Origin of the sequence: Bradyrhizobium sp. SZCCHNS3016, from assembly GCF_032484535.1 — a bacterium.
Classification (GTDB): domain Bacteria; phylum Pseudomonadota; class Alphaproteobacteria; order Rhizobiales; family Xanthobacteraceae; genus Bradyrhizobium.
Genome location: NZ_JAUETE010000009.1, coordinates 1 through 25,505 on the forward strand (window position 1 = coordinate 1; position 25,505 = coordinate 25,505).

The 25,505-nt window shown below is 66.0% G+C and carries 18 protein-coding genes and 1 pseudogene; 8 read left to right on the forward strand and 11 right to left on the reverse strand.

Features of this window, described 5'->3' with window-relative positions:
* Positions 1 to 392: 392 nt before the first annotated feature.
* From QW881_RS17920 to QW881_RS17930, 3 genes and pseudogenes are all read right to left on the reverse strand, one after another.
* A pseudogene (locus tag QW881_RS17920) lies at positions 393 to 1,119 on the reverse strand (NAD(P)H-binding protein); the annotation flags it as partial.
* A 13-nt stretch (positions 1,120 to 1,132) separates the two neighbouring features.
* Positions 1,133 to 1,981 (reverse strand): VOC family protein, encoded by an 849-nt coding sequence (locus QW881_RS17925; RefSeq protein WP_315758541.1) that lies wholly within the window; start codon positions 1,979 to 1,981, stop codon positions 1,133 to 1,135.
* Positions 1,978 to 3,237: a Glu/Leu/Phe/Val dehydrogenase gene (locus tag QW881_RS17930; protein ID WP_315758540.1), complete on the reverse strand. Its 1,260-nt coding sequence runs from the start codon at positions 3,235 to 3,237 to the stop codon at positions 1,978 to 1,980. The genes QW881_RS17925 and QW881_RS17930 overlap by 4 nt, the downstream gene beginning before the upstream one ends.
* Before the next feature lie 205 nt (positions 3,238 to 3,442).
* On the opposite strand from QW881_RS17930, the gene QW881_RS17935 reads away from it, so the two are divergent.
* Together QW881_RS17935 and rbsK are read left to right on the forward strand one after the other, a co-directional pair.
* The gene (locus QW881_RS17935) at positions 3,443 to 4,336 is read left to right on the forward strand and encodes a sugar kinase (RefSeq protein WP_315737711.1); all 894 of its coding nucleotides are present in this window, start codon (positions 3,443 to 3,445) and stop codon (positions 4,334 to 4,336) included.
* Positions 4,337 to 4,356: 20 nt separating this feature from the next.
* On the forward strand, positions 4,357 to 5,265 hold the full coding sequence (rbsK, locus tag QW881_RS17940; RefSeq protein ID WP_315758539.1) for a ribokinase: 909 nt from the start codon (positions 4,357 to 4,359) through the stop codon (positions 5,263 to 5,265).
* Here rbsK and QW881_RS17945 read toward each other — a convergent pair.
* A complete protein-coding gene (locus tag QW881_RS17945; RefSeq protein WP_315758537.1) occupies positions 5,262 to 6,497 on the reverse strand; it encodes an NAD(P)/FAD-dependent oxidoreductase in 1,236 nt (411 codons plus the stop codon). The two genes, rbsK and QW881_RS17945, sit on opposite strands and share 4 nt — an antisense overlap.
* Positions 6,498 to 6,647: 150 nt before the next feature.
* On the opposite strand from QW881_RS17945, the gene QW881_RS17950 reads away from it, so the two are divergent.
* Entirely contained in the window at positions 6,648 to 7,433 is a 786-nt protein-coding gene (locus QW881_RS17950) for an enoyl-CoA hydratase/isomerase family protein (protein WP_315758536.1), read from the forward strand.
* An 8-nt stretch (positions 7,434 to 7,441) separates the two neighbouring features.
* Here the strand turns inward: QW881_RS17950 and QW881_RS17955 are convergent, their stop codons facing one another.
* Together QW881_RS17955 and QW881_RS17960 are read right to left on the reverse strand one after the other, a co-directional pair.
* A complete protein-coding gene (locus QW881_RS17955) occupies positions 7,442 to 9,148 on the reverse strand; it encodes an IlvD/Edd family dehydratase (protein ID WP_315758535.1) in 1,707 nt (568 codons plus the stop codon).
* A gap of 138 nt (positions 9,149 to 9,286) precedes the next feature.
* Positions 9,287 to 10,105: an NAD(P)-dependent oxidoreductase gene (locus QW881_RS17960; RefSeq protein WP_315758532.1), complete on the reverse strand. Its 819-nt coding sequence runs from the start codon at positions 10,103 to 10,105 to the stop codon at positions 9,287 to 9,289.
* 89 nt (positions 10,106 to 10,194) lie between these two features.
* Between QW881_RS17960 and QW881_RS17965 the strand changes: the two genes are divergently transcribed.
* Positions 10,195 to 11,163, forward strand: a complete 969-nt coding sequence (locus QW881_RS17965; protein WP_315758530.1) for an SMP-30/gluconolactonase/LRE family protein — start codon at positions 10,195 to 10,197, stop codon at positions 11,161 to 11,163.
* A gap of 111 nt (positions 11,164 to 11,274) precedes the next feature.
* Here QW881_RS17965 and QW881_RS17970 read toward each other — a convergent pair whose 3' ends face one another.
* The gene (locus QW881_RS17970; protein ID WP_315758529.1) at positions 11,275 to 12,705 is read right to left on the reverse strand and encodes an aldehyde dehydrogenase family protein; all 1,431 of its coding nucleotides are present in this window, start codon (positions 12,703 to 12,705) and stop codon (positions 11,275 to 11,277) included.
* A gap of 487 nt (positions 12,706 to 13,192) precedes the next feature.
* Positions 13,193 to 15,562 carry a transketolase gene (locus QW881_RS17975; RefSeq protein WP_315758528.1) on the reverse strand — a complete coding sequence of 790 codons (2,370 nt, stop codon included), beginning with the start codon at positions 15,560 to 15,562 and terminating at the stop codon, positions 13,193 to 13,195.
* A 139-nt stretch (positions 15,563 to 15,701) separates the two neighbouring features.
* Between QW881_RS17975 and QW881_RS17980 the strand changes: the two genes are divergently transcribed.
* The 4 genes from QW881_RS17980 (at position 15,702) to QW881_RS17995 (ending at position 19,738) form a co-directional block, all read left to right on the forward strand.
* Positions 15,702 to 16,163, forward strand: coding sequence for an Lrp/AsnC family transcriptional regulator (locus QW881_RS17980; RefSeq protein WP_315758526.1), 462 nt, complete (start codon positions 15,702 to 15,704; stop codon positions 16,161 to 16,163).
* 70 nt (positions 16,164 to 16,233) lie between these two features.
* Positions 16,234 to 16,671, forward strand: coding sequence for a hypothetical protein (locus tag QW881_RS17985; RefSeq protein ID WP_315758525.1), 438 nt, complete (start codon positions 16,234 to 16,236; stop codon positions 16,669 to 16,671).
* Between the two features lie 644 nt (positions 16,672 to 17,315).
* Positions 17,316 to 18,419: a ferredoxin gene (locus QW881_RS17990; protein WP_315758524.1), complete on the forward strand. Its 1,104-nt coding sequence runs from the start codon at positions 17,316 to 17,318 to the stop codon at positions 18,417 to 18,419.
* 56 nt (positions 18,420 to 18,475) lie between these two features.
* Positions 18,476 to 19,738 (forward strand): 2Fe-2S iron-sulfur cluster-binding protein, encoded by a 1,263-nt coding sequence (locus QW881_RS17995; RefSeq protein ID WP_315758523.1) that lies wholly within the window; start codon positions 18,476 to 18,478, stop codon positions 19,736 to 19,738.
* 180 nt (positions 19,739 to 19,918) lie between these two features.
* On the opposite strand, the gene QW881_RS18000 is transcribed toward QW881_RS17995, so the two are convergent.
* From QW881_RS18000 to QW881_RS18010, 3 genes are all read right to left on the reverse strand, one after another.
* Positions 19,919 to 21,091 carry a fumarylacetoacetate hydrolase family protein gene (locus QW881_RS18000; RefSeq protein ID WP_315758522.1) on the reverse strand — a complete coding sequence of 391 codons (1,173 nt, stop codon included), beginning with the start codon at positions 21,089 to 21,091 and terminating at the stop codon, positions 19,919 to 19,921.
* Positions 21,092 to 21,176: 85 nt separating this feature from the next.
* Positions 21,177 to 24,212, reverse strand: coding sequence for an autotransporter domain-containing protein (locus QW881_RS18005; RefSeq protein WP_316159119.1), 3,036 nt, complete (start codon positions 24,210 to 24,212; stop codon positions 21,177 to 21,179).
* Between the two features lie 209 nt (positions 24,213 to 24,421).
* The gene (locus QW881_RS18010; protein ID WP_315737709.1) at positions 24,422 to 25,375 is read right to left on the reverse strand and encodes a DMT family transporter; all 954 of its coding nucleotides are present in this window, start codon (positions 25,373 to 25,375) and stop codon (positions 24,422 to 24,424) included.
* Positions 25,376 to 25,505 lie beyond the last annotated feature (130 nt).

The following is a 25,505-nucleotide window of genomic DNA, read 5'->3' on the forward strand; positions in this document are numbered from 1 at the left end:
CTTCGCAACCTCAGCTTCCTCGGTTCAGACCGGATGGACAACCTCCTGGAAGACCACAGCTAACAAGCCGGACACCGGGGAGATCGCGTATAAGCGTGAAAACCATCGCGCGGGGAATGCCGGGTGTTCTCGGCTGAACCTGTGGTTCCTGCCGCCTGCATTTTTTCCGCAGGCGGGCCATGGGTGCGGCCAGCGCCCGGCATTCCCCGTGCCCTCTTCCAGGAGAGGGCAGGACGATCAGCAAAGCTCGGACGCGGAACGCGCCGCGAGAAGAAGACCGCATGTCTCATCTCACCGTCATTGCGAGCGAAGCGAAGCAATCCAGGGCCGCGCCCGCGACTCTGGATTGCTTCGTCGCTTGCGCTCCTCGCAATGACGCGGAGAGATCGAGGTTAGAACACAGCGTGATCGCCGCGCTCGGCGGTCGCCTCGCCGCGGATCAGCCTGGCGTAGTAGTCGAACAGTGTCTCCGATCCCGTCGAGGGCGTGGCGTCAGCGTCGTAGCGGCCGGTCGCGGGGTTCAGCACCAGCATCGACTCGGTCGCGTCGTAGCGGCCGATGCGGGCGAGCTCCGCCTTGTCGGCGAGCGATGGCACGATCCGCTTGGCAACATCGAGGCCGCCGATGATGACATCGAGCAGCGCCACCGGGACGTGCCGGAAGTGCGGCTTGCGTCCGAGCAGCGCGAACAGGTGCTCAACCTGCTCGATCGGCGTGATGGCAGGACCCGGGCCACCGATCGGCAACACCCGGTTCCAGCGGCTCCCGTCATCGAGGCACCCGGCCAGATAGTCGCCGAGATCAGCATCGATCAGCATCGCTGATCGGCTTGCACGCCGTCAGGCGGCCGTCGCCGAACACCAGGAACGGCCCGCCCTGCTTCACCCGCGCGACCTGTCCCGACAGCGACTTGAAGAACGCGGTCGGGCGGACGATCGAGTAGGTCAGCCCCTGCTCCAGCAGATGCGCTTCGAACGCCAGCTTGGCCTTCTGAAACGCCAGCACCGGCTTCTGCGCGCAGATGGCGGACAGCAGCACGAAGTGACTCACACCAGCACTCCGCGCAGCATTCAGCACGTTCACATAGGCTTGATAGTCGATCGCCTGGGCATCCGTCGGCTCGGCTTCGACCTCACTCCGCCGCGCGCGGGGTCTTCTCGAGGATCAGCGTGTGGATGCCGCAGGTGCCGCTGTAGAGGCTCATCACCCGCGTGCCCGGCTTGCGGCCGGCGCGCGGCTCGGAGACCTGCAGGCCGGCGGCGAGCAGCCGCGCGCGCGTCGCCTCGATGTCGGCGACACGCCAGCTCAGGCCCCACAGCTTGTCATGGGCCTTGTCGTTGCCGGCGACCGGCCGCTTCACCACCTCGACGATCAGGTCGCCGCAGCGGAAGAACATCAACTGCCCCCATTCCTGATGGCTGCGGTCGAGCGCCATGTCGAGCCCGAGCCGCGCGCCGTAGAGCGCGGCGGCGCGTTCGGGATCCTCGGTCGAGATCACGATATGGTCGAGGCCGAGCACGGCCGTATCGGCGGTCTTGGCGGACGGCGGGCGCGGCTCGGCAAGCTCGAGGAAGAACATGCGCACGCCACGCGTGAGATCGGTCATGGCGCGGGTGCGCTTCCAATGCAGCGTCTGGCCCGAGACGCGATCGGTGTTCTCGACCTCGGTGATCGGGTCCGGCTTCAGCGCCACGCGCTCCAATCTGCGATGCATCTTGGCGATGTCGTTGGTGGCAAAGCAGATGCTGGCGAGCCCCTCGCCCCAGATCTTGATAACGTTGCGGATGCGGTCGGCCGCCACGCTCTGGCCCGCCGGCGCCATCAGCTCCAGGCTCATATTGTCGAGCGTGAACAGGACGCGATCGGCGCCCTCGCCCGAATTCTGCCAGGACGGCTTGCGCGCCAGCAGCGTCTCGAAGGCGGCGCTGCCGGCCTGGATGTCCTGCAGCAGGACGACGACGTGGTCGAGCCGGGTGATCACGGAAACAGCCCTCGCGAGTTCTTGGCAGCGCGCACCTTCTCCACTCCGATCGCCATCGCCGCGGTCCGGTGGGAGATGCCGTCGACCTTGCCGCGCGTCAGCATGCGCTCGAAGGCACGGTCGAGGATCTGGTACTCCCTGCGCATCACCTCCTCTTCCTCCCAGAACAGCTGCTGCAGATCCTGCACCCATTCGAAATAGCTGACGATGACGCCGCCGGAATTGCAGAGAATGTCGGGAATGAGGAAGATCTCGTTGCGGCGCTGGTCGAGCACCAGATCGGCATCCGGCGTGGTCGGGCCATTGGCGGCTTCCGCAATGACGCGGCATTTCAGGTTCGCCGCCACCTTGGCGTCGATCACGCGCTCGACAGCCGCCGGCACGAGGATGTCGCAGGCCAGGGTCAGGATCTCCCGCGGATCGAAGGCGAGCTCGGTGGAGAAGCCGGCAATGCTGCCGTGCCTGGCGGCGTGCGCCATCAAGGCCGGGATGTCGAGACCACGGGGATCATGGAGGGCGCCGGTGTGATCGCTGACCGCAATCACCTTCATGCCCATCTGGTGGAAGCCGAGCGCGGCATAGGAGCCGACATTGCCAAAGCCCTGCACGACCGCGGTGGACTTGGTCGGGTCGATGCCCAGCTCATCCATCACCCGCCTCGACACATGGGCGACGCCGCGGCCGGTCGCCTCGCGGCGACCCAAGGTGCCGCCGGAGAACACCGGCTTGCCGGTCACGATCTCCATCACCGTCTGCCCCTGGTACATGGAATACGTGTCCATGAACCACGCCATCACCTGCTCGTTTGTGCCCATGTCGGGCGCCATCACGTCGGTGTGCGGCCCGACGAAGGGGATCATCTCCTGCATGTAGCGGCGGGACAGCGATTCGAGCTCGCGCCGGGACAGCTTGGACAGATCGACGTTGACGCCGCCCTTGGCGCCGCCATAAGGCAACCCGACGAGGGCGCACTTCCAGCTCATCCAGATCGCCAGCGCCGCCACCTCGCCGATGTCGACAGTGGGAGCAAAGCGCGTGCCGCCCTTGGTCGGTCCCATGGTCAGGAGGTGTTGGACCCGGTAGCCTTCATAGACCGCGATCGTGCCGTCATCCTTGTGGATCGGACACGAGACGGTGATCGCCCGCTTCGGCAAGAGAAGCCGGTCCCGCTCGTCGGCTGGGATGCCAAGATGGTCGGCGATCACGTTGAACTGATTGGTGGCCATCTCGAAGACCGGACCCGCATAGACAGTCATATTCCACTCCCGAATCTGCGTTTCTGCAGGCCGGCAACCATAGCGCGACCCGAGCGCCGGCGGCAGGGGGCCACCGGTAGCAGAGGGCCGATCTCAACCACCATGGTGACGATTTGACGAAGAATTTCAGCGTTGATCCGCTTTGACCGCTTGCTAATCTGCGGCGCCGGGGCCGCAATCACCCCCTAGTGAGACAGAAATGGCAATGCAGGCCCTCTTCATCGGACAGACCTACATCGACGTGACGTTCATCACCGACCACATGCCGACGGGGGACGAGAAGCACGTGGCCTCCGACTATGCCGTCTCGTTCGGCGGCAATGCGGTGACTGCGGCATTTTGCTGCGCCAAGCTCGGCATCGTGCCCGACCTGATCGCCACCGTCGCGAATGACTGGCTCGGGCGGATGTTCCAGGACATGACCGCGAAATACGGCATCTCCGTCCACCCCCGGAAGGTCAATGCCTCCTCGCTGTCCTTCATCATGCCGAAGGACGGCAAACGCGCGATCGTGCGTTGCCGCGACGATGCGCATATCCACCCGTTCCCGCTGCTCAATCTCGGCAATTGCCGGGCGCTGCATGTCGACGGCCACCAGCCCGACGCCGCGTTGCATTATGCCAAGCTGTGCCGCGAGGCCGGCGTCCTGACCTCGCTCGACGGCGGCGGCCTGCGCGCCAACACCCATGAGCTCCTGGAATATATCGACGTCGCGATCGTAGCCGAGCGGCTGTGCGAGCAGATGGATCTCACGCCGGAGAAGATGCTCGACTACCTGAAGAGCCGTGGCTGCCGCATTGGCGGCGTCACCCAGGGCGAGAAGGGCCTGCTCTGGTATGACGAGGTCGGCGCCGTGCATACGCTGCCGGCCTATCCGATCCCGCGCGAGCGCGTGATCGACACCAACGGCGCCGGCGACGTCTTCCACGGCGCCTATGTGTATTCGTACCTCGCCAATCCGGCGAAGGGCTGGAAGGAGCATTTCGAGTTCGCGCGCGCGGCCTCGACGTTCAAGATCCAGAAGCTCGGCAACGAGGCCGGCCTGCCGACTCTCGCCGACATCGAGCTGGTCAGGCAGGAATTCGAGGCGCGCGTCTAGCGGTTGTGGGGAGCAAGCGGATGGGGCGGGTCGTCGTCGCCGGCAGCATCAACATGGATGTGGTGGCGACGGCCGAGCGCCATCCGCGCATCGGCGAGACCGTCGCCGGCCGGTCGGTGATGTACTTTCCCGGCGGCAAGGGAGCGAACCAGGCGGTCGCCGCAGCCAAGCTCGGCGCGCCGACGGCGCTGATCGGCCGACTCGGCCGCGACGCCTTCGGCGAGCAGCTGCGCGCGTTCCTCACCGGCCAGGGCATCGATCTCGCCGCCGTCAAGGACAGCGCCGGTGCGTCGACCGGAACGGCGATCATCACGCTCGCACAAGCCGACAACACGATCGTGGTGATCCCGGGGGCCAATGCCGAGGTCAGCGCCGACGATGTGGCCCAGGTAAGTCTGGCAGCGGACGATGTGGCCATCAGCCAATTCGAAATTCCGCAGCCGACCATTACCGCGTTCTTCCAGCGTGCCAAAGCGGCCGGCGCCACCACGATCCTCAACCCCGCCCCGGCGAGCGCCTTCGACAGCACGCTGTTTGCGCTGGTTGATGTGCTCGTGCTCAACGAAACCGAGCTCGGCTTCATGGCCGGCATCGAGCTCGGCGACGCGCCGACGCCGCAGCAGGTGAATGAGGCGGTTCGCGCGCTCGAGCCTCGCGACGACCAGACGGTCTGCGTCACGCTCGGCGCGCGCGGCGCGGTCGCGGTTTCTGGCGCCGAGGCCAGGCTGGTCGAAGGCCGCGCGGTCAAGGCCGTCGACACCACCGGCGCCGGCGACTGCTTCGTCGGCGCGCTGGCCGCGCGGCTGTCGCAGGGCGCGGCGATCGCGGATGCGATCGGCTATGCCAACATCGCCGCATCGATCTCGGTGCAGCGGATGGGTGCCGGCCCTTCGATGCCGACCGCAGAGGAGGTGCGCGCGCTGCTCTAAGCGAGAGCGCTCTTCAGGTCGAAGCTGGGATCGGCGGCTTTGGCTGCATCCAAGGTGCCGCCCGCAGCAAGCAACTTGCGGCCGAACATATGGTCGCCGGCGCGGTTGACCGACTCGATGCCGACCAGCCGGCCCTCCTTGTAACAGAACGCGGAGAACGCCTTTTGCGCCGGGTCACCGCGCAGAACGACCTGGTCATAGCCGGTGGTGAGCCCCGCGATCTGGAGCTTGTCGTTGCCCTGGTCGCTCCAGAACCACGGCTGTCCGTCATAGGGCTTGACGTCGCCCGTCAGCCGCGCCGCAACGCAGCGGGCATGATCGGTGGCGTTCTGCACCGACTCCAGCCGCAGCGTCCCGCCGAAGCGCTGGCTGACGAACAGGGCGCAGTCGCCGATGGCCGAGATGTGCGGATCGCTGGTGAGCAGATATTCGTCGACGACGATGCCGGAGCCGACCTGCAATCCAGCCTCCGCCGCGAGCTCGACATTCGGCAGCACGCCGACGCCGACCACGACGAGGTCAGCGGGGATGTGCCGACCATCGCTGAGGCTGACGCCGGTGACGTTGTTGCCGTCGGCCTCGATGCTGGTGGCCTGCACGCCAAGATGGATGCGCACGCCGGCTTCCGCATGCTGCTTCTGGAAGTAGTCTGAGATCTCGGCGGTCACGGCCCGCGCCATCACCCGCGCGCCGAGCTCGAGCACGTCGACCTCGAGCCCTTTGATGCGTGCGGTCGCCGCGAATTCGAGACCGATGAAGCCGGCGCCGATCACGACGACCCGCTTGGCATCGCCCAGCAAGGTCCTGAGCGCTTCGCTGTCGTCGAGGATGCGCAAGTAACGGACCGCCGGGAGGCTGGCATTGGGAATGTCGAGCAGGCGGTTGCGCGCACCGGTCGCGAACACGAGGTGCCCATAGTCGAGCGTCCTGCCGGAGGCGAACAACACCTTGCGCTGATCGCGCTGAACAGAGACGGCACGATCATAGACGAGATCGATGGTCTGGTCCGCGTAGAACTTCTGCGGCCGAAACATCAAGGTTTCGGGACCGCCGGTGCCCTTCAGATACGCCTTCGACAGCGGCGGGCGCTGATAGGGCAGATGCGGCTCGTCGTTGATCAGGTGAATGGGATCGGCAAAGCCTGCCTGACGCAGCGAGGTCGCGAGCTGGAAACCCGCATGCCCCGCACCCACGATCACAACCGGTCCCTTCGTCACTGCGTCCTGCCCCATTCTGTCCATATCCCGTGTTTGCACGCCTTGTCTGCTGCGGGTTTACCTCCCGTCATGCCAGCCGAGCCGGGTTGTCGCAGACTTCCCCGGCATTGTCACCGGCCTGCTGTGCGCTTTAAATGCGGCAACAACCATGCAAGGGAGGATTGAATGTCGAACGCAGCCGCGGACCCCGCTCGCCTGAGCATTGACGGCCCGATCGCGACCATCACGCTGGACCGACCGGCAGCGTTCAACGCCATCAACCTCGCCATCGCGCAGCGCCTGGAACAGCTCGCGGCGCAGGTCGAGGCGGACCCGACCATCCGGGTGCTCGTCCTCAAGGGCGAAGGCCGCGCCTTCTGCGCCGGCGGCGACCTGCAGACCATCGGGGCTGCAGCCGAGGCCGACACCATCACGGCCGTCGTGAGCGAGCTGCTGCATCACTATCATGCCTTCATCGCGAGCCTGCGGCGCATGCACAAGATCGTGCTCGCCAGCGTTCACGGCTCCGCCGCCGGTGCTGGAATGTCGCTGGCCTTCGCGGCCGATCTCTGCATTGCGGCCGAGGATGCGCGCTTCACGCCGGCCTATGCCAAGCTCGGCGTCTCGCCCGACGGCGGCGGCACGGTCGGTGTCGTTGCGACCGTCGGTGTGCGGCGCGCGCTGCAGATATTCCTGGCCGAGGACAGCCTCACGGCGGCGCAGGCATACGAATGGGGACTGGTTGCGAAAATCGTCCCGGCCTCCGAGCTCGTCGCAGCTACCGACGCGCTGGCTGCGCGGCTGGCGCAGAACATGCCAGCTGGGCTCGCGGCGACCAAGGCGCTGATCCATCGCGCACCGACCAGCGCGGTCGAAGACCAGCTCGCCGCCGAGCGCGACGCAATCATCAACTGCATGCACACGGATGAATTCCGCGCCGCCGTGAAGCGGTTCACCAGCAAAGGAAAGTAGGACTGCGCTCACCCCTTCCCTTTCCGGCGCATGAAGTCGAAATCGCAGCCGTCGTCGGCCTGCAGGATCGTCTCATGAAAGAGGCGCGCATAGCCGCGCTCCGCCCATTCCGGCGTCGGGGCTTGCATCAGCGCAGCTCGGCGCCGGTCCAGCTCGGCGTCGTCGACCAGCAGGTCGATGCTGCGCTTGGCGACGTCGAGCCGGATCATGTCGCCGGTCCGCACCAGCGCCAGCGGCCCGCCAACGGCGGACTCCGGGGTGATGTGAAGGACGATGGTGCCAAAGGCGGTGCCGCTCATGCGCGCATCGGAGATGCGCACCATGTCCTTGGTGCCGCCGCGCGCGAGCTTCTTCGGGATCGGCAGATAGCCGGCCTCCGGCATGCCCGGCGCGCCTTTGGGGCCGGCATTGCGCAGCACCAGCACGTCATCGGCCGACACATCGAGATCGGGATCATCGACCCGCAGGGTCATGTCCTCCACCGACTCGAACACGACGGCGCGCCCGGTATGCTGCAGCAGCTTGGGGCTCGCTGCCGAATGCTTGATGACGGCTCCGCGCGGCGCCAGGTTGCCGCGCAGCACCGCGAGCCCGCCCTCCGGCTTGATCGCGTCGTCGCGCGAGCGGATCACGTCCTGCCCCGGCACGTCCTCGGCGGCTGCCACGATGTCGCGCAGCGGTTGGCCGGTGATCGAGCGGCAATCGAGATCGATGAGATCACAGAGCTGCTTCATCAGCTTCGGCACGCCGCCGGCATGATGGAAGTGCTCCATGTAGTGATCGCCGGACGGCTTGAGGTCGACCAGCACCGGCACCTCGCGGCCGATGCGGTCGAAGGCATCGAGATCGATTGTGTGCGGAGTCCGGCCGGCGATCGCGGTGAGATGCACCAGGCCATTGGTAGAGCCGCCGATTGCCTGCAGCACCACCTGCGCATTCTTGAAGGCGGACGGCGTCAGCAGCTCGCTCGGTTTCGGCCCCTTGGCCTTGGCCATCTCGGCTGCGACGCGTCCGCTGGCTTCGGCCGAACGGAAGCGCTCGGCATGCGGCGCGGGAATCGTTGCGCTCATCGGCAGCGACAATCCGAGCGCCTCGGTGATGCAGGCCATGGTCGAGGCCGTGCCCATCACCATGCAGGTGCCGACCGACGGCGCGAGCCGGCCGTTGACCGCCTCGATCTCGCTGTCGTCCATCTCCCCGGCGCGATACTTGGCCCACAGACGCCGGCAATCGGTGCACGCCCCGAGCACCTCGCCCTTGTGATGGCCAACGACCATGGGCCCTACGGGGATGACCACCGTCGGCAGGTCGGCCGACACCGCCGCCATGATCTGCGCCGGCAAGGTCTTGTCGCAGCCGCCGATGACGACAACCGCATCCATCGGCTGGGCACGGATCATCTCCTCGGTTTCCATCGCCATCAGGTTGCGCAGGTACATCGAGGTCGGATGCGCAAAGCTCTCCGCGATCGAGATGGTCGGAAACACGAACGGCATCGCGCCGGACAGCATGACCCCGCGCTTCACCGCTTCTAGGATCTGCGGCACGTTGCCATGGCAGGGATTGTAGTCGCTGTAGGTGTTCGTGATGCCGACGATGGGCCGGTCGAGCGCGTCGTCCGAATAGCCGGCGGCCTTGATGAAGGCCTTGCGCAGGAACAGCGAGAAGCCGGCATCGCCGTAAGCGGTCAGTCCCTTGCGCAATCCATCGGTCATGGTCTTCTCTTCTTTCATTCTCAACGTCATTCCGGGGCGCGCGAAGCGCGAACCCGGAATCCAGAAGTTGTCTTGCGCCCTCACATCGAGATTCCGGGTTCGCGTCCTGCGGACGCGCCCCGGAACGACGACGCCCAATTACCCCCAGTCGATGATCCGGCTGGTGTCGCCATCGAACTCGGTGGTGCAGAAAGCGCCGCCCTGGAAGTAGTCGCCGATCGGATCGGCGGGCAGCTTGGCTTGCTCCGCAAAAGCATGCTCGCGGAAATCCTCGGCGCGGCCGGTCGGGCGATAGCCGAGATCGTAGGCGCGCTGATTGTCCCACCAGGCGCGCTCGTTCAACGAGGCGCCATAGAGCACCTCGAAATGAATGTCCGGATGCTCGAGCCCGATGCGGCAGAGCTGGACCAGATCCTCCGGCTTCAGCCAGATCGACAGCCGGCGCCGGTCGAGCGGCTTGTCGCCGAAATTGCCGATGCGGATGCACGTCACCTTCAGCCCGTGCTTGTCGGCATAGAGCGAGCCGAGCGCTTCGCCGAACACCTTGCTGACGCCGTAGCGGCCGTCGGGACGCGGTTGCACGTCGTTGTCGATCTTGCGATGGCGCGGATAGAAACCAACCGCGTGGTTCGACGACGCGAACACCACGCGCTTGACGCCCTTGCGGCGAGCCGCCTCGAACAGGTTGTAGCCGCCGATGATGTTGGCCTGCAGGATGTCATTCCATGGACCTTCGACCGAATAGCCGCCGAAATGGATGATGCCGTCGATGCCTTCGCACAGTGCTTCGACCTGGGAGAGGTCGGCAAGATCGGCCGCCTTGAACGTCTCCTGGCTGGAGAGATCGGCAGGCGGTCGGAGATCGCTGAGCAGAAGGTCCGGATAGATCGGCGGCAGCAGCTTCCGCAAGGAAGTGCCGATTCCACCGCTCGCTCCGGTCATCAAGATACGTGGCATTTCATCCCTCGTGTTCGGCCCGCAGGTTTGCGGTCATTGCTTGCGGATGATAGCAGAGATCGTAACGGTGCAATAACAGGACCGGCCAGATGTCCGACGGAAACGCTCACGCCCAGGGCTTTCGCCCTGCCACCTTCTATCCCGATCCGGCGATCCAGGCGCTCGATCCGCGCTTCGAGAAATACTGGCTCAAATTGTCGGCCGTCGAGCGGCTGGCGACGGGCCTGCGCTGGGCCGAAGGACCGGTGTGGTTCGGCGACGGCCGCTATCTCTTGTGCAGCGACATTCCCAACCAGCGCATCCTCAAATGGGAGGAGGAGACCGGGGCTGTCTCGGTGTTCCGCAAGCCCTCCAACTTCGCCAACGGCAACACCCGCGACCGGCAGGGCCGGCTGGTCACCTGCGAGCATGGCGGCCGCCGCGTCACCCGCACCGAATATGACGGCTCGATCACGGTGCTGATCGACAGCTTCGACGGCAAGCGGTTGAATTCGCCGAACGACGTCGTGGTCAAATCCGACGGCTCGATCTGGTTCACCGATCCGACCTTCGGACTGCTCGGCAACTACGAGGGCTACAAGGCCGAGCCCGAGATCGACGCCAACGTGTACCGGATCGACGGCACCACCGGCCGGGCGACCATCGTCGCCGAGGGTGTGCTGGGGCCGAACGGGCTGTGCTTCTCGCCCGACGAGAGCATCCTCTACGTCGTCGAATCCCGCGGCGCGCCGACCCGCAAGATCCTCGCCTATGACGTCTCCACCGACGGCGCGACGCTTGCGAACAAGCGTGTCCACATCGATGCCGGGGCGGGCACGCCGGACGGCATGCGCTGCGACGTCGACGGCAATCTCTGGTGCGGCTGGGGCATGGGCAGCCCTGAGCTCGACGGCGTCATGGTGTTCGCGCCAGATGGCACGCCGATCGGCCGCATCGCTCTGCCCGAGCGCTGCGCCAATGTCTGTTTCGGCGGCCTCAAGCGCAACCGGCTGTTCATGGCCGCCAGCCAGTCGATCTACGCGCTCTACGTGAATACACAGGGCGCGCTGGGGGGCTAAGCTTCCACCGAGTAGGGTGGGCAAAGGCGCAGAGCGCCGTGCCCACCAGCTTCGTTGTTGGCGTGAATGGTGGGCACGCTGCGCTTTGCCCACCCTACGCACTCTCACCGATCAGGCCGCGTTGTAGCCCGCGACCGCCTTGACCTCGAGATATTCCTCGAGACCGAAGCGGCCCCATTCGCGGCCATTGCCGGACTGCTTGTAGCCGCCAAACGGCGCGGTGCGATCGTTCGGGACACCTTGAAGGTTGACGTTGCCGGCGCGGATCTTGCGGCCGACCTCGCGGGCCTTCTCGATCGTCGGGGCCGTGACGTATCCGGCAAGACCATAGGGCGTATCGTTGGCGATACGCACCGCCTCGTTCTCGTCCTTGGCCCCGATGATCACCAGCACCGGCCCGAAGATCTCCTCGCGCGAGATCGTCATCTCGGGCTTGACGTCGGCGAAGATCGTCGGCCGCACGTAGAAGCCCTTGTTGACGCCCTCGGGCAGGCCGGGACCGCCGGCGACGAGCGTGGCGCCCTCCTCGATGCCCTTGTTGATCAGGGCCTGGATCTTGTCCCACTGGCCGCGATTGACGACCGGGCCGATCGTGGTGCCTTCGCCACGCGGATCGCCGGCCTTGGTCTTGTCGGCAACGCCCTTCGCGATGGCAGCCACTTCCTTCATCCGCGCGGCGGGCACGATCATGCGCGACGGCGCGTTGCAGGACTGGCCGGAATTGTTGAACATGTGCATGACGCCGCCGGTCACCGCCTTGACCAGATCGGCCCCCTCCAGGATCACGTTCGGCGACTTGCCGCCGAGCTCCTGGCTGACGCGCTTCACGGTCGGCGCGGCGCGCTTGGCGACGTCGATGCCGGCGCGGGTCGAGCCGGTGAACGAGATCATGTCGATGTCCGGATGCTCGCTCATGGCGGCACCGACCTCCGGCCCGAGGCCGTTGATCAGGTTGAACACGCCCTTCGGCACGCCGGCTTCATGCAGGATCTCGGCGAAGATCAGCGCCGAGGTCGGGGTGAACTCCGACGGCTTCAGGATCATGGTGCAGCCCGCGGCCAGCGCCGGCGCGACCTTGCAGGCGATCTGGTTGAGCGGCCAGTTCCAGGGCGTGATCATGCCGACGACGCCGACCGGCTCGCGCACCACCACGGATGCGGGCAACGTCTCCTCGAACTCATATTTCTTCAGCACATCGAGCGTCGACATCAGATGGCCGAGACCGGCGCCCGCCTGCAGCTTCTCCGCCATTGGCAGCGGTGCGCCCATTTCGTCGGAGACGGCAGCGCCAATCTCCTTCATGCGGCCCTTGTAGACGGCGATGATCTTTTCGAGCAGCGCGACGCGCTCCTCGCGCGAGGTCTGCGAAAAGGTCTCGAAGGCGCGCTTGGCGGCGGCGACGGCCTTGTCGACATCGGCTTTCGAACCCAGCGCAACCTCGTACATCGCCTCTTCAGTCGCCGGATTCACGACCGGCGTGGACTTCTTGACGACGGGATCGACCCAGGCGCCGTCGATGTAGAATTGCAGGCGATTGACCATCGGAAAACCTCTTCACGTGGAAGCATATGGAGGGGGCGGCAGCGCGCGGGCCGGCATCCTGGCACGAACGATCCGCGGGATGAACCCGCCACATGCGGGGACCGGGGTTGCGTCTCGCGGATATAGGAGCAAGGCCGCGACCGGCGCAAGCCGACGGCCCTGCGTTTCGTCGCCGCTCCATTTTGCATCGCAGCAAATGCGATTGCGGCGATCATTCCGGATGGCAGAATTCCCAAGTCCGCAGATTCATTTTCAACATGTGAACTGCTTCACATCGTGGCCCGGTCGTGCCGGTTACTCTCTCCTTCATAGACAGCCCAGCATCTCGAAAGGACGCTGGAAAACATTTCACAACGAATGACTTCGCCAGTTTTTATTGCGAAGCTTTTCAGCACCTAGCCCTTTTTGCTCCAAGTTGCGACGCCGTCTCCTTCATCCAGGTGGGGGAGACGGCGCAGCTGTTTTCAGCCCCCTCTTCCCCCCGCCCTCACACCGCCATCTTGCGATGCCGCACCGGAGCGCCGGTGAGGCTCTCGGCCGCATCGATGATCGCGTTGGCATCCATGCCGTTGTGGCGATAGAGATCGTCGATCGTGCCGGTCTGGCCGAACTTTTCGACGCCGAGCGCCTCGACACGATGGCCGCGCACCGAGCCGAGCCAGCCGAGCGTCGCCGGATGGCCGTCGATCACGGTGACGATGCCGCAATCGCGCGGCAGCGGCGCCAGCAACTGCTCGACATGACTGAGATGCTGCACGCCGCGGCGATGCCGGCGCAGGCTGCGCGCCGCCGTCCATCCCGCATGCAGCCGGTCCGCCGAGGTGATCGCGAGCAGGCCGACGTCGCGCCGGGATTCGCCGATCAGACCGGTCGCCTCGATCGCCTCCGGAGCAAGGGCGCCGGTATAGGCGACGATCACCTCGGCATTCGGTCCCGGCTTGCGCAGCCAATAGGCGCCGGCGGCGATGTCGGATTCCAGCTCCGGCGTCATGATCCGCTGCGGCTGATCGATGGTGCGCGTCGACAGCCGCAGATACAGCGAGCCGCCCTCGCCTGCCTCGCGCTGCATATGGGCAAAGCCCCATTTCATGATCGCGGCGAGCTCGTCGACGAAGGCCGGCTCGAACGACGACAGCCCGTCCTGCGCCATGCCGATCAGCGGTGTCGCAATCGACTGATGCGCGCCGCCTTCCGGTGCCAGCGTCACGCCCGACGGCGTCGCCGCCACCATGAAGCGGGCATCCTGATAGCAGGCGTAGTTCAACGCATCGAGGCCGCGCTCGATGAAGGGATCGTAGAGCGTCACGATCGGCAGCAGCCGGGCGCCATTGATTGCATGCGACAGGCCGAGCGCGGAGGCCATGATGAACAGGTTCATCTCGGCGATGCCGAGCTCGATGTGCTGTCCCTTGGGCGAGGCCGCCCAGTTGAAGGTCGACGGGATCTTCTCGCTGCGGAACAGGTCGGCCTTCTCGGCGCGCGCGAACAGGCCGCGCCGGTTGACCCAGGCGCCGAGATTGGTCGACACCGTCACGTCGGGCGACGACGTCACGATGCGCGAGGCCATCGCGGAGTCGCTGCGCGCGAGATCGTTGAGGATCAGGCCAAAGCCCTGCTGCGTCGACATCTGCGCCGCCGCGGTGAACGTCAGCCGCTCCGGCACGTCGAACACAGCATCGTCAAGCCGGCGGCCGTCGCGATTGAACGGCACGGCGGCGAGAAACGCCTCCAGCTTTGCCGGGTCCTGCTTCAGGCCTTCGAACTTGTCCCACTCATGGCCGGGGCGGATGTTCTGCTGGGCGCGCCATTTCTCCATCTGCGCAACGGTCATCAGGCCGGCGTGATTGTCCTTGTGGCCCTGGAACGGCAGGCCGACACCCTTGATCGTGTAGGCGATGAAGCAGACCGGGCGGTCGTGATCGATGGACTCGAACGCCTCCAGCATGCTCGCCATGTCGTGGCCGCCGAGATTGGACATCAGCGCCAGCAGCTCGTCGTCGCTGCGCTTGTCGAGCAGCCGCGTGACGTCGCCCTGATCGCCGATGTCGTCCTGGATGTGCTTGCGGAAGGCGGCGCCGCCCTGGAAGCACAGCGCCGCGTAGAGCGCGTTCGGGCAGTTGTCGATCCAGCGCTTCAACGCCTCGCCGCCGGCTTCCGCAAACGCCTCACGCATCAGCCGACCGTATTTCACGATCACCACGTCCCAGCCGAAATTGCGGAACATGGTTTCGAACTTCTCCCACAGGCCTTCGCGCACGACTGCGTCGAGACTCTGGCGGTTGTAGTCGACGATCCACCAGGTGTTGCGCAGGCCGTGCTTCCAGCCCTCCGCCAGCGCCTCGAAGATGTTGCCCTCGTCCATCTCGGCATCGCCGACCAGCGCGATCATGCGGCCTTCGCGGCGGTCCTTCATCCAGCCATGCGCCTTGACGTAGTCCTGCACCAGCGACGAGAACAGCGTCTGAGCGACGCCGAGGCCGACCGAGCCGGTCGAGAAATCGACGTCGTCGATGTCCTTGGTGCGCGAGGGATAGGACTGCGCGCCCTTGAAGCCGCGGAAATTCTCCAGCTTCTCGCGGGTCTGCCGGCCGAACAGATACTGGATGGCGTGGAACACCGGGCTGGCATGCGGCTTCACCGCGACGCGGTCCTCCGGGCGCAGCACCGAGAAGTACAGCGCCGACATGATGGTCGCGAGCGAGGCCGAGGAAGCCTGGTGGCCGCCGACCTTGAGGCCGTCAATGTTCGGCCGGATGTGGTTGGCGTGATGAATGGTCCAGGACGACAGCCACAGCGCCTTGCGGGCCAGCGCGTTCAGCATGTCGAGACGGTCTGACGGTGCGGATGGCGTGGCCATGGCGCGGCTCCCGGGGGATTGTTTGGATTCTGCAAGCCTAATCCTGTCGACGAGACCATAATTCTCAAATTTTCGCGTATCACAGGCTATTATTGGGATATTTTCCCATCCGATCACCCCTTCTAGGGATACCGTCCCAATGCCTGACCTCGACGCCATCGACCGCAAGATCCTCGGCCATCTCCAGGCCGACGGCCGCATCACCATGCAGGAGCTCGCCGACAAGGTCGGGCTGTCGGTGTCGCCCTGTCACCGCCGCGTCAAGCTGCTGGAGGAGCGCGGCGTCATTACCCGCTACATCGCCACCGTCGACCAGAAGGCGCTGGGGCTGCACGTCTCCGTCTTCATCTCCATCAAGCTGGCGCGGCAGAAGGAGGAGGATTTGAAGCGGTTCGAGAAGGCGATCTCGGCCTGGCCCGAGGTGCTGGAGTGCTATCTGATGACGGGCAATCGCGACTACCTGCTGCGCGTGGTCGCCGCCGATCTCTCGTCGTATGAGGCGTTCCTGAAGACCAGGCTGACCCGTCTCGACGGCATCGCCTCGATCGAAAGTAGCTTCGCGCTGAGCCAGGTGAAGTATTCGATCGCGCTGCCGGTGTGAGGCCAGCGGCCTCAGCAATCTCAGCTGTCGTCCTGGCGAACGCCGGGACCCACACTCCGCGGCAGTTATTGTGAAGAAAGACTGGGTCGACATCGTGCGCAACAACATCTCCCTGGGGTTATGGGTCCCGGCGTTCGCCGGGACGACACTGGAATCCTGGGCGAGAGCGCTCGTCCCCCCCCCAACGCCGGCGATCTATCGCCACATGCGTTCGCAGTCCCGCGGCGGGTTGCGCCCGAGCTCTGCTGATCGCTTCACCCTCCTCGACAACAGAGGGCGCAGGGAAGGCCGGGCGCTGGCCACGCCCGTGGCCCGCCTGCGAAAAAAAATGCAGGCGGCAGGTACCACAGGTCTGGCCGAACACGCCCGGCCCTCCCTGCGCGATGGTTTTGACGGCTGCTTCGCGTTCTCCCCGGTGCGCCGGCTTTTGGCCACCGTGCGCGACGATGCGCTTTGCGCGCTCCGCCGCGGGACACCAGCATCGGGGTGCCAGGACCGCGCGACTTGACCGTGCGTGCATCGCTGTTCGTCCGCGCGAATGATCACGCTGCAACGACACACGCCCATCGCATTCCGCTGCCGACGTCCATGACGACCGCGATACGTCCCCTCCGACGCAACGGAACAGGCGGGACTCTAATGCTGATTTTACGAAATAGACAAGCGATTTATTTTTCCGCACAGGGCTGGACAGGATTTCTCGCGCACGCCCCGATTTGCCCGACGGGCAGCTTTCGCATGCCGCATCCCACGCACATGCACCTTGATTGCGCCTGCGATCTGTCACGGTGAAGGCCGTCATTGATCCAGATCAAACGCACTCGAAAACAAACCTCGATCCAGATCAAATGCTTGATGTTCCTCGATTTGATCCAGATCAAACGGCCGCAGGCCCACCGCAGCATGGCCCAGACACGTCCATATTGGCCGTCAAAAAGCGCCACATCTCGTCGGCAGATTCCGCGGCACAGCATGCGCTGATGACGCGAACTAACAGGCTTGGCGGACGAGCACGTCTGGCCCGGCCTCGTCACACCAGCGCGCCGAGCCAAGTAACCAGCGTCCTGGAAAGCAATGCGAAACAACAGCGCTCAACGTTCGTCCCAATACGACTACGCTTCGCACCGTCGAGAGGCCCGGCCGCTCACACACGTGGCCGTGCAGGTGGCTCCCGCCAGGTATCAGCCGGCCGCACAGCCCGGCAGCCGCAGCACCGGACGGGCCGAGCGCCGGTTCTGGCTGACGATGCAGACGGTCATGCTGGTCGTCGGCGTGCTGCTGGTGAATCTGCTGCTGTTCTTCCCTGCGCTCGGCATCGCCCTGATGTGGAATCTCTTGATTCCGGTCGCGCCGGCGCTGGTGACGATCTCGCCGGGCCTGTGGCGCAACATCTGTCCGATGGCGACCTTCCATCTCCTGCCGAACAAGATGGGCATCTCGCAGAACATCCGGATGCCGGAATGGGGCGCGGCGACGCTCGCCGTGATCAGCGTGACCCTGCTCTTCATCGTCGTGCCGATGCGGCGCATCGGACTCAATGTTGACGGGCCGTTGACGGCGCTCATGCTGCTGTCGGCTGCGGTCATGGCGTTCGCGATGGGCTCAGTGTTCGAGATGCGCTCGGGCTGGTGCACCTCGCTGTGCCCGATCCACCCCGTCGAGCGGCTCTACGGCACCAACCCCGCCCTCACCTTCAAGAACGCCCGCTGCAATATCTGCGAGGCCTGCAGCAATCCGTGCCCGGACTCGACGCCGGAGCTGACGCCGACCGCGGGCGTGCCGACGAAGGTGCAGCAGTTCCTCGGCAACTTCCTGATCGGCAGCTTTCCCGGCTTCGTCTGGGGCTGGTTCCAGGTGCCGGATTATCCGCCGCAGCAGGTCGGGAGTGCCGAGATCATCACCGCCTATGTCTGGCCGTTCGGCGCGGCCGTCATCAGCTACATCGTGTTCAGGATCGGCGAGCACATGCTGCGCTACAAGCCGGCCACACGCACCCGGATGCATCGCATCTTCGCCGCGACGGCGGTCAGCACCTACTATTGGTATCGCCTGCCCGGTCCGGCGTCGCTGCTGCCGGACTGGTTTCCGCTGGTCTCGCACCTCGTCACGACGCCGTTCTTCTTCTGGTTCCTGGTGCTGCGCTCGCCGAAGGTGAGCTGGCTGAAGCGGCCGGTGATGGCCTCGAACTACTGGTCGAGCCGGTTCGAGAGCACGGCCAACAAGAACCTCATCCGCGTCTCACCCGACAGGGCGTGATCCCGCGGCGTCCTTCAGCCCACATTGTCACAGCGTATTCGATCGAGGAGTGAACCATGTCGAACTTCAGGACCGTCACCGTCAAGGGCCGCCAGTTCCGCGTCCGCGCGGGTGACGTGCTGCTCGATGGCGCGCTGGCCAACGGCGTCGAGATTCCGTTCGACTGCCGCGCCGGCACCTGCGGCACCTGCATGGTTCATGTCTCCAAGGGGCAGACCGTGTGCGGCGAGACGCATACGCAGGGCATGATCTATGCGTGCCAGGCGCGCGTCGTGTCCGACCTCGACGTCGAGATGGAGGACGTGCCCGAGATCGACACCTCCAAGGCGCGCCTGGTCGGCCTGCGCGAGGTCGCGCCCGACATCATGGAGCTGATGATCGCCCCGGAGAAGAGCATCAGCTATCTGCCGGGGCAGTACTTCAAGTTCACCTTCAACGGCTATCCGGCGCGCGCCTACAGCCCCACCGCCTCGTTCGACGGCCGCATCGGCGGCCGCGTCATCCACCTCAACATCAAGCGCGTGCGCGGCGGCCGCGTGACGACGGCGCTCGGCAGCGGCATTCGCCCCGGCCATCGCTTGCGCATCCAGGGGCCGTATGGTCACGCCTTCCTGCGGCCCGGCGGGACCGGCCGGCTGATTCTCGTCGGCAGCGGCACCGGCTTCGCGCCGATCTGGGCGATCGCGGCGATGGCGCTGCGCGAGCAGCGGGACCGGCCGATGGTCATCATCGCCGGCGCCAAGAAGCTGCCGCAGCTCTACATGACGCCGATCCTGGCACAGCTCGCGCGGCTGCCGAACGTCACGATCATCCCGACCGTCGAGGAAGGCCCGATCAATCATCCCTCGATCCGCACCGGGCGCATCGAGCCGCACATGCCGACCTTGACGGCCTCCGACGTCGTCTATGCCTGCGGCTCGCCGCGCATGGTCAGCGCGCTCGCCGGCATGGTCGATAAGGCCGGTGCGACGTTCTACGCCGACCCGTTCGATCCCGCTCCGCCGGAAGCGCCGTCGGGCCTGATCGGCCGCATCAAGACGCTGGTGGCACGGCGGCCGCCGGAGCCCGAGCCGAGCCGCGACAGCGGCAAGGGCCGCGAGGCTTCGCTCGATCCGTTCGAGCGGGCGTTGTCGCTGGTGCCGAAGGATCCGATCGACGACGACATGGGCCTGCGCCGCCCCGAGCCGCGCCGCAGCGCGGCGGCCGAGCGCGACCATGCATTGTCGGTGGTGCGAGAGCGTGCCGCGCTGGGCGATCCCACGCAGTTGCAGGAGCGCGCCCGCCGCGCCGCCGGGCAGATGGCGTCGGGGCACGTGTGAGGACTGCGGCCGGGTATCCGCAACAGGGCGACCGCATACGAGGACCAGAGCGCCGTCCTCGTCTATCTCCACATGGTCATGGCCGGGCTTGTCCCGGCCATCCACGTCATTCGGCATACGTGGGAGGACCTGGATGCCCGGGACAAGCCCGGGCATGACGGAATAACGACTAAGCAAGCCTCAGATCAGCTTGCGCCGCGCCAAACTCCGCATCAAGGCACCGACGCCGAAAGTCCACGGCTCGCATTCGTCGCTGTTGCGCATGCGGTTGACGAGGCGGCCGAGCTGCGGGGCCGAGATGGTGACGATGTCGTCGCGCTTGTGGGTGAAGCCCTGCCCTGGGGCGTCGCGGTCCTTGACGGGCGCGAACATGGTGCCGAGGAACAGCGCGAAGCCGTCGGGATATTGGTGCACGGCGCCGATGGTCTGGGCGACAAGATCGGTCGGATCGCGGCTGATCTTGCTGATGGAGGAATGGCCGTCGAGCACGAAGTCGTCGCTGCCGGTGACGTTGAGCGCCACGTCCATCTGCCTCACGTGGTCCAGCGTGAAGGTCTTGTCGAACAGCCGCAGCAACGGGCCGATGGCACAGGAGGCGTTGTTGTCCTTGGCCTTCGACAACAGCAGCGCCGAGCGGCCCTCGAAGTCGCGCAGGTTGACGTCATTGCCGAGCATCGCGCCGACGATGCGGCCGCGGCTCGACACCGCCAGCACGACCTCCGGCTCCGGGTTGTTCCAGGTCGATTTCGGATGCAGCCCGGCATCCATGCCGGTGCCGACAGATGACAAGGTCGGCGCCTTGGTGAAGACCTCGGCATCGGGCCCGATGCCGACCTCGAGATACTGGCTCCAGGCGTTCTGCTCGATCAGCACCTGCTTCAGGTGCATCGCCTGGTCCGAGCCCGGCTTGAGCTTGGAGAAATCGTCGCCGACCAGCCGCACCACCTCCTTGCGGATCGCCTCGGCGGAGGCCGGATTGCCGCGCGCGCGCTCCTCGATGACGCGCTCCAGCATCGAGATCGCGAAGGTGACGCCCGCGGCCTTCAGCACCTGCAGATCGACCGGCGCCAGCAGCCACGGCTTGGCCGGATTGCGGCGATCCGGCGGCGTGTTGGCAAGGATCCCGGCGAGATCGCCGATGCGCTCGCCTTTCATCGCGCGCAGGGCCGCCGCCGGATCGTCGTGCTCGCAGAGGGCGCTGACGGTGGGGAAAGCGGAGGTGACGTCGAACACGCCGTCGTCGCGCACGGCGACCACGGCCGGTCCGTCCACGTCGGGGCGCCAGACCCGGCCAACCAGGGTGCCGCTGGTGCCGTCGTCGGGCAGGACGGTCTCGGGCGTCAGGTTGATCATGGCGTCGTGCTCCCTGTTGTTCTTGTTGCTCAGCGCACCCCTAGCATCGGTGCACGCCGGCTCCAAGCCACACGACGTCGCGCAATCACCAACTGTAGCGCACCACGCCCTTGCCGGCGTAGGAGCGGCTGATGGTCGAGAACTCGCCCTCGAAGGTCGCAGCCGCCGACCAGCCGTTGCGCCAGGCCATTTCGGCCGAGGCCGTGGTCAGCGCAAGGTCGCGCGACTGCGCAGCGCCGTTGACGACGAAACTCGTGCCCGGGAGCAGCTGGAAGCCGGCGGTCATGGTGCGATCCGGGTTGAAATTGTGCGCCCAGGCGGCGCGGCCGTGCAGCGACAGCACGCCGTCGGCGAGCACGAAAGCCCGGTCGAAACGCGCGCCGATCTCGATGCGCGCATCGGTCACGGTCTTGCCGGCATAGGTCAGCGCGAAGGTGCCGGCTCCGGAGAGCACCTGCTCGGCATAGGACGGCAGCACGTAAGCCGTCGCCTGCCCGCCGAGATAGGGCGTGATCCCGCCCCACGGTGTGGCATAGCGGCGGCCGGCCTCGAGGCGAGCCGAATAGGCCGAGGCGTTGAAGCGGCCACGGAGCTGGTCGACGCCGGCGACCGTCACGGTGCGGTCGGTGGTCACGTCGTGCCAGCCATAGGCGAGCGCGGCGGCAAGATAATCCGGGCCGTTGCGATAGCGGGCGAAGGCGCCGGCCTGGAACAGGTGGGAGCGGCCGCTGCCGCCGCCATTGACGCCGAAGCTGGTGCCGCCGCCGGACAGCGCGAAGCCGGCCAGCCAGCTCGGCGACACGATGTAATCGGCGCCGGCGGCCAAGCCGACCTCGCGGATCGTGGCGTTGTTCGAGCCGAGGGCGGCGTTGCCATCGGTGAACGAGCCGCCGCCGAACGGCGCGGCCCAGGTGCTCCAGCGCTCATCGAAGCGCTGGGCCGGTGTGGCCTTCACCGGCATGCGCGCGAAGGCATCGCGCGGCGCGGCGCCCCGCCCTGCGTCGGCGAACGCCGCAGCCGGACTAGATGCGTTCGCGCTGCGACCGGCGACGAAAGGATCGGTCATCAGGCCAAGAAAGATCTTCATCGAGTCGAACATCGCCTGCTGCGGAACGGTGGCGATCTCGCCGGAGACCTGCGTCAGGCCGGCCGGGGTCAGCGCGCCGAAGGCGAGCGGAATGCCACCGGTGCGGTTGAAATAGCCGGTCGTGGTGTCCGTGACGTTCTGCTGGTTGGTGTTGTTGGTGCCGGTCGAGCCAAGCGTCAGGTTCAGATAGACGTTGTTGGCGTCGTAGCTCAGGCTCGAAGAGAAGTTGGCCGGCAGGTTGGTGTTGACCAGCGCATTGAAGCTGCCGCTGACGCCGCCGGTCGCATTGACGATCGTGTACTGCTTGTTGACGTAGCTGCCGGGCGCGAAACTCGCCTGCACGGTGGCGCCGCCGAGCGTCGCCGTTCCCGTCACGTTGACCCGGTCGGCATTGGCCGGGGATACCTCGACCATGTAGCTCGCAGCCGTCGTGAACACGAGGTTGCCCTGCACGGTGAGCAGCCCGATCGAATTGCCCGGCGCGAGTGCGCCACCGTTGATGAGCGTGCTGCCGACGATGCCGTTGCCGCCGAGCGCGCCGCCGGAATTCACCACGACATTGCTGCCGGCGATCGAGCCGTTCACGGCGAGGATGCCGCCGTCGATCGTGGTCGTGCCGGTGTAGGTATTGACGCCGGACAATGTCAGCTTGCCGCTGCCGACCTTGGTCAGCGAGCCCAGGCCGATGGTGCCGCACCCGCAAGGATCGGTGTCGCCGATCACGCCGGAGACCTCGGTGGAGAGATTGTTGCCGCCGACCACCAGCGTGTTGAAGGCGCCAATGTAGTAGTTGCCGGAGCCCGCCAGCGAGCCGGCGGTGATGCGGCCGTCGCCATTGACACCCGTGCTACCGGAGAAATCGACCACGCCGGTGCCATTGGTGACGAACTGGGCGGTGCCGCCGGTCGTATTGTCGAGGAAGCGGGTGCGGCCGCCATCGTTGGTGATGATCGTGGCGGAGCCGGCGCTGGCGTGATCGAAGAACAGCGTCGAGCCGCCGTCATTGGTGGTGACGGTCGCGTTCGCTGCGGTGGAATGGGCGTTGAACTGGACCTGGCCGTTCATGTTGTTGGTGATGGTGGCATTGCCGGCCGACGGGGTGTCGCTGCCGAAGCCGATCCCGAACATCACGTACGAATTGCCGCCATTGGTGATGACCGCATTGGCGGCCGTGGCCGCATTGACGAACGCCAGCATGCTGAACGTGTCGTTCGTGATCGTCGCGTTGCCGGCGCTGGTATTGGCGTTGAACAGCGTGCGGCCCTGATGGTTGGTGATCACGGCGTTGCCGGCCGTGGCCGTGTCCGTGCCGCCGGCGACACCGAACGCGGTCGTGGCGATCGACTGGTTCACGATCGTCATCGTGCCGGCGGAGCTCGCACCGAGGAAGTTGGTGGTGCCGCCATCATTGGTGAGCGAGACGATGCCGGACGTGTCGGCCCTGACGATGTTGAATATGCCGAAATTCGACACGTCGCCGATGATGCGGGCGGTGTGGGTGGCATCGCCGAGCTGCAGGGTCGCGACGCTGCCGATGAAGGTGCCGCCGGAGTAGGAATTGGCGCCGAGCAGGATGGTGGTGCTGTTGCCGAGCAATTCGGCGCGCACGCCGGCAACGGTCTCGCCGAGGTTGTTGCCGATGGTGATGGTCTGGCCGGAATTGGCGTTGTTGATGAAGCTCCAGCCGGAGCCGGCGACGCCGAAATTCACGTCGGCGCCGCCGATCGAATAGGACTGGGCGTTGCTGAGGAAGATCCAGGAATCCGGATTGATCGGCGCGGTGACCGTGATGGTCGATGCGCCGGTGGCCCCGAACAGCGCCTCCTGGCCGCCCGATGCGGGCGGCGCGCCGGCCGGCGGGGTCTCCCAGTTGGTCGAGAGATTGTAGTCGGAGGTCGTCGTCGTGGCGCCGGGACCGCCCCAGGTGTGGTCGGTTTGCGCCTGCGCCGACGTCGTCAGCCCGAGGCCGACCGTGAGCACCAAAGCGCCAACCCGCCAGCGGACAGGCCGGTCAGCCGTGTTGTCGCTCGACATCCCCACTCCGACACTCCCAAGCCCTGCTCTGCACGGTCTCGTGCAGTCCAAGACCTAGCAGCTCAGACTTGATGGTCGGGACGGGATGCGAATGCGTTTTTCCAATGATTTCAGATCATTACGCGTTTCGCACCGGTTGTGGCGATCGCGCAACGCATCCGCCCAAAAATTCACCCCCCCGCATTCGCCAGGGAAGCGCGAGCGAGGGCTCACGGATTCGGCGAGCTCTCGCCGGCGACCTGCAGCAGTTGCGAGCGGCGGACGCGCTCGCGATGGGCGGTGTAGAGGCCGCTGGAGACGATGAAGGCGGCGCCGACGATGGTCCAGACGTCCGGCACCTCGCCGAACACCAGGAAGCCGAGGATGCTGACCCACAAGAGCTGGGTGTAGGAGAACGGCGCCAGCACCGAGGCGTCGGCATAGCGGAACGCCAGCACGACGATCCACTGCCCCATGGTCGAGGCGACGCCGACCAGCACGCCGAAGCCGATGTCCTGCCAGGACGGCGTGGTCCAGACGAACGGCACGATTGCCGTGAGCACGCAGAGGCCGGCAATCGAGGAATAGGTCATGATCGTGATGGCGTGCTCACGCCCGCTCATCATCCGCGTCATGATCAGCGTGCAGGCCCAGGCGAAAGCCGAGGCGATCGGGAACAAGGCAGCGAGATGGAACGCGCCGGTGCCGGGGCGGAGAATGATCAGCACGCCAAACAACCCGACCGCGGTCGCGATCCAGCGGCGCAGGCCGACCTTTTCGCTGAGGAACACGATCGACAACGCGGTGACGAACAGCGGCGCGACGAAGCCGGTCGCGGAAGCCTCGGCAATCGGCAGATAGCGTAAACCGGTGATGAACATCAGCGACGAGCCGAGCAGCGCAACGCCGCGCAGCAGCTGGAACTTGAGCCGCTCGGTGCGCATCGCGAACAGCGGCGAGCCCGGGATCATCGCCGGCACCATGATCGCTGCGAATATGACGAAGCGGATCCAGGTGATCTCGATCGAGGGCAACGTCTTCGACAGATATTTCGCTGTGACGTCCGAGGTGCCGAGGAACACGGTCGACAGCAGGATCAGCGCGATGCCGCGGAACGGCCGGTCGGCCCGCGCGGGTGCGCGCTTGCGCGTGGCCTGCGGCTTCTCCTGCACGGATGTCGGCACATCGTCGAGGCGCGCGGCTGCGGCCGCACTCGGTGGCGGGGTCACGGTCGAACTCGGAAGTTTTGGAACGGGGACGATTCGGTGAGTGGCGACAAAACGCCAATCGCGACGCCGCGACAACCCATCGAAG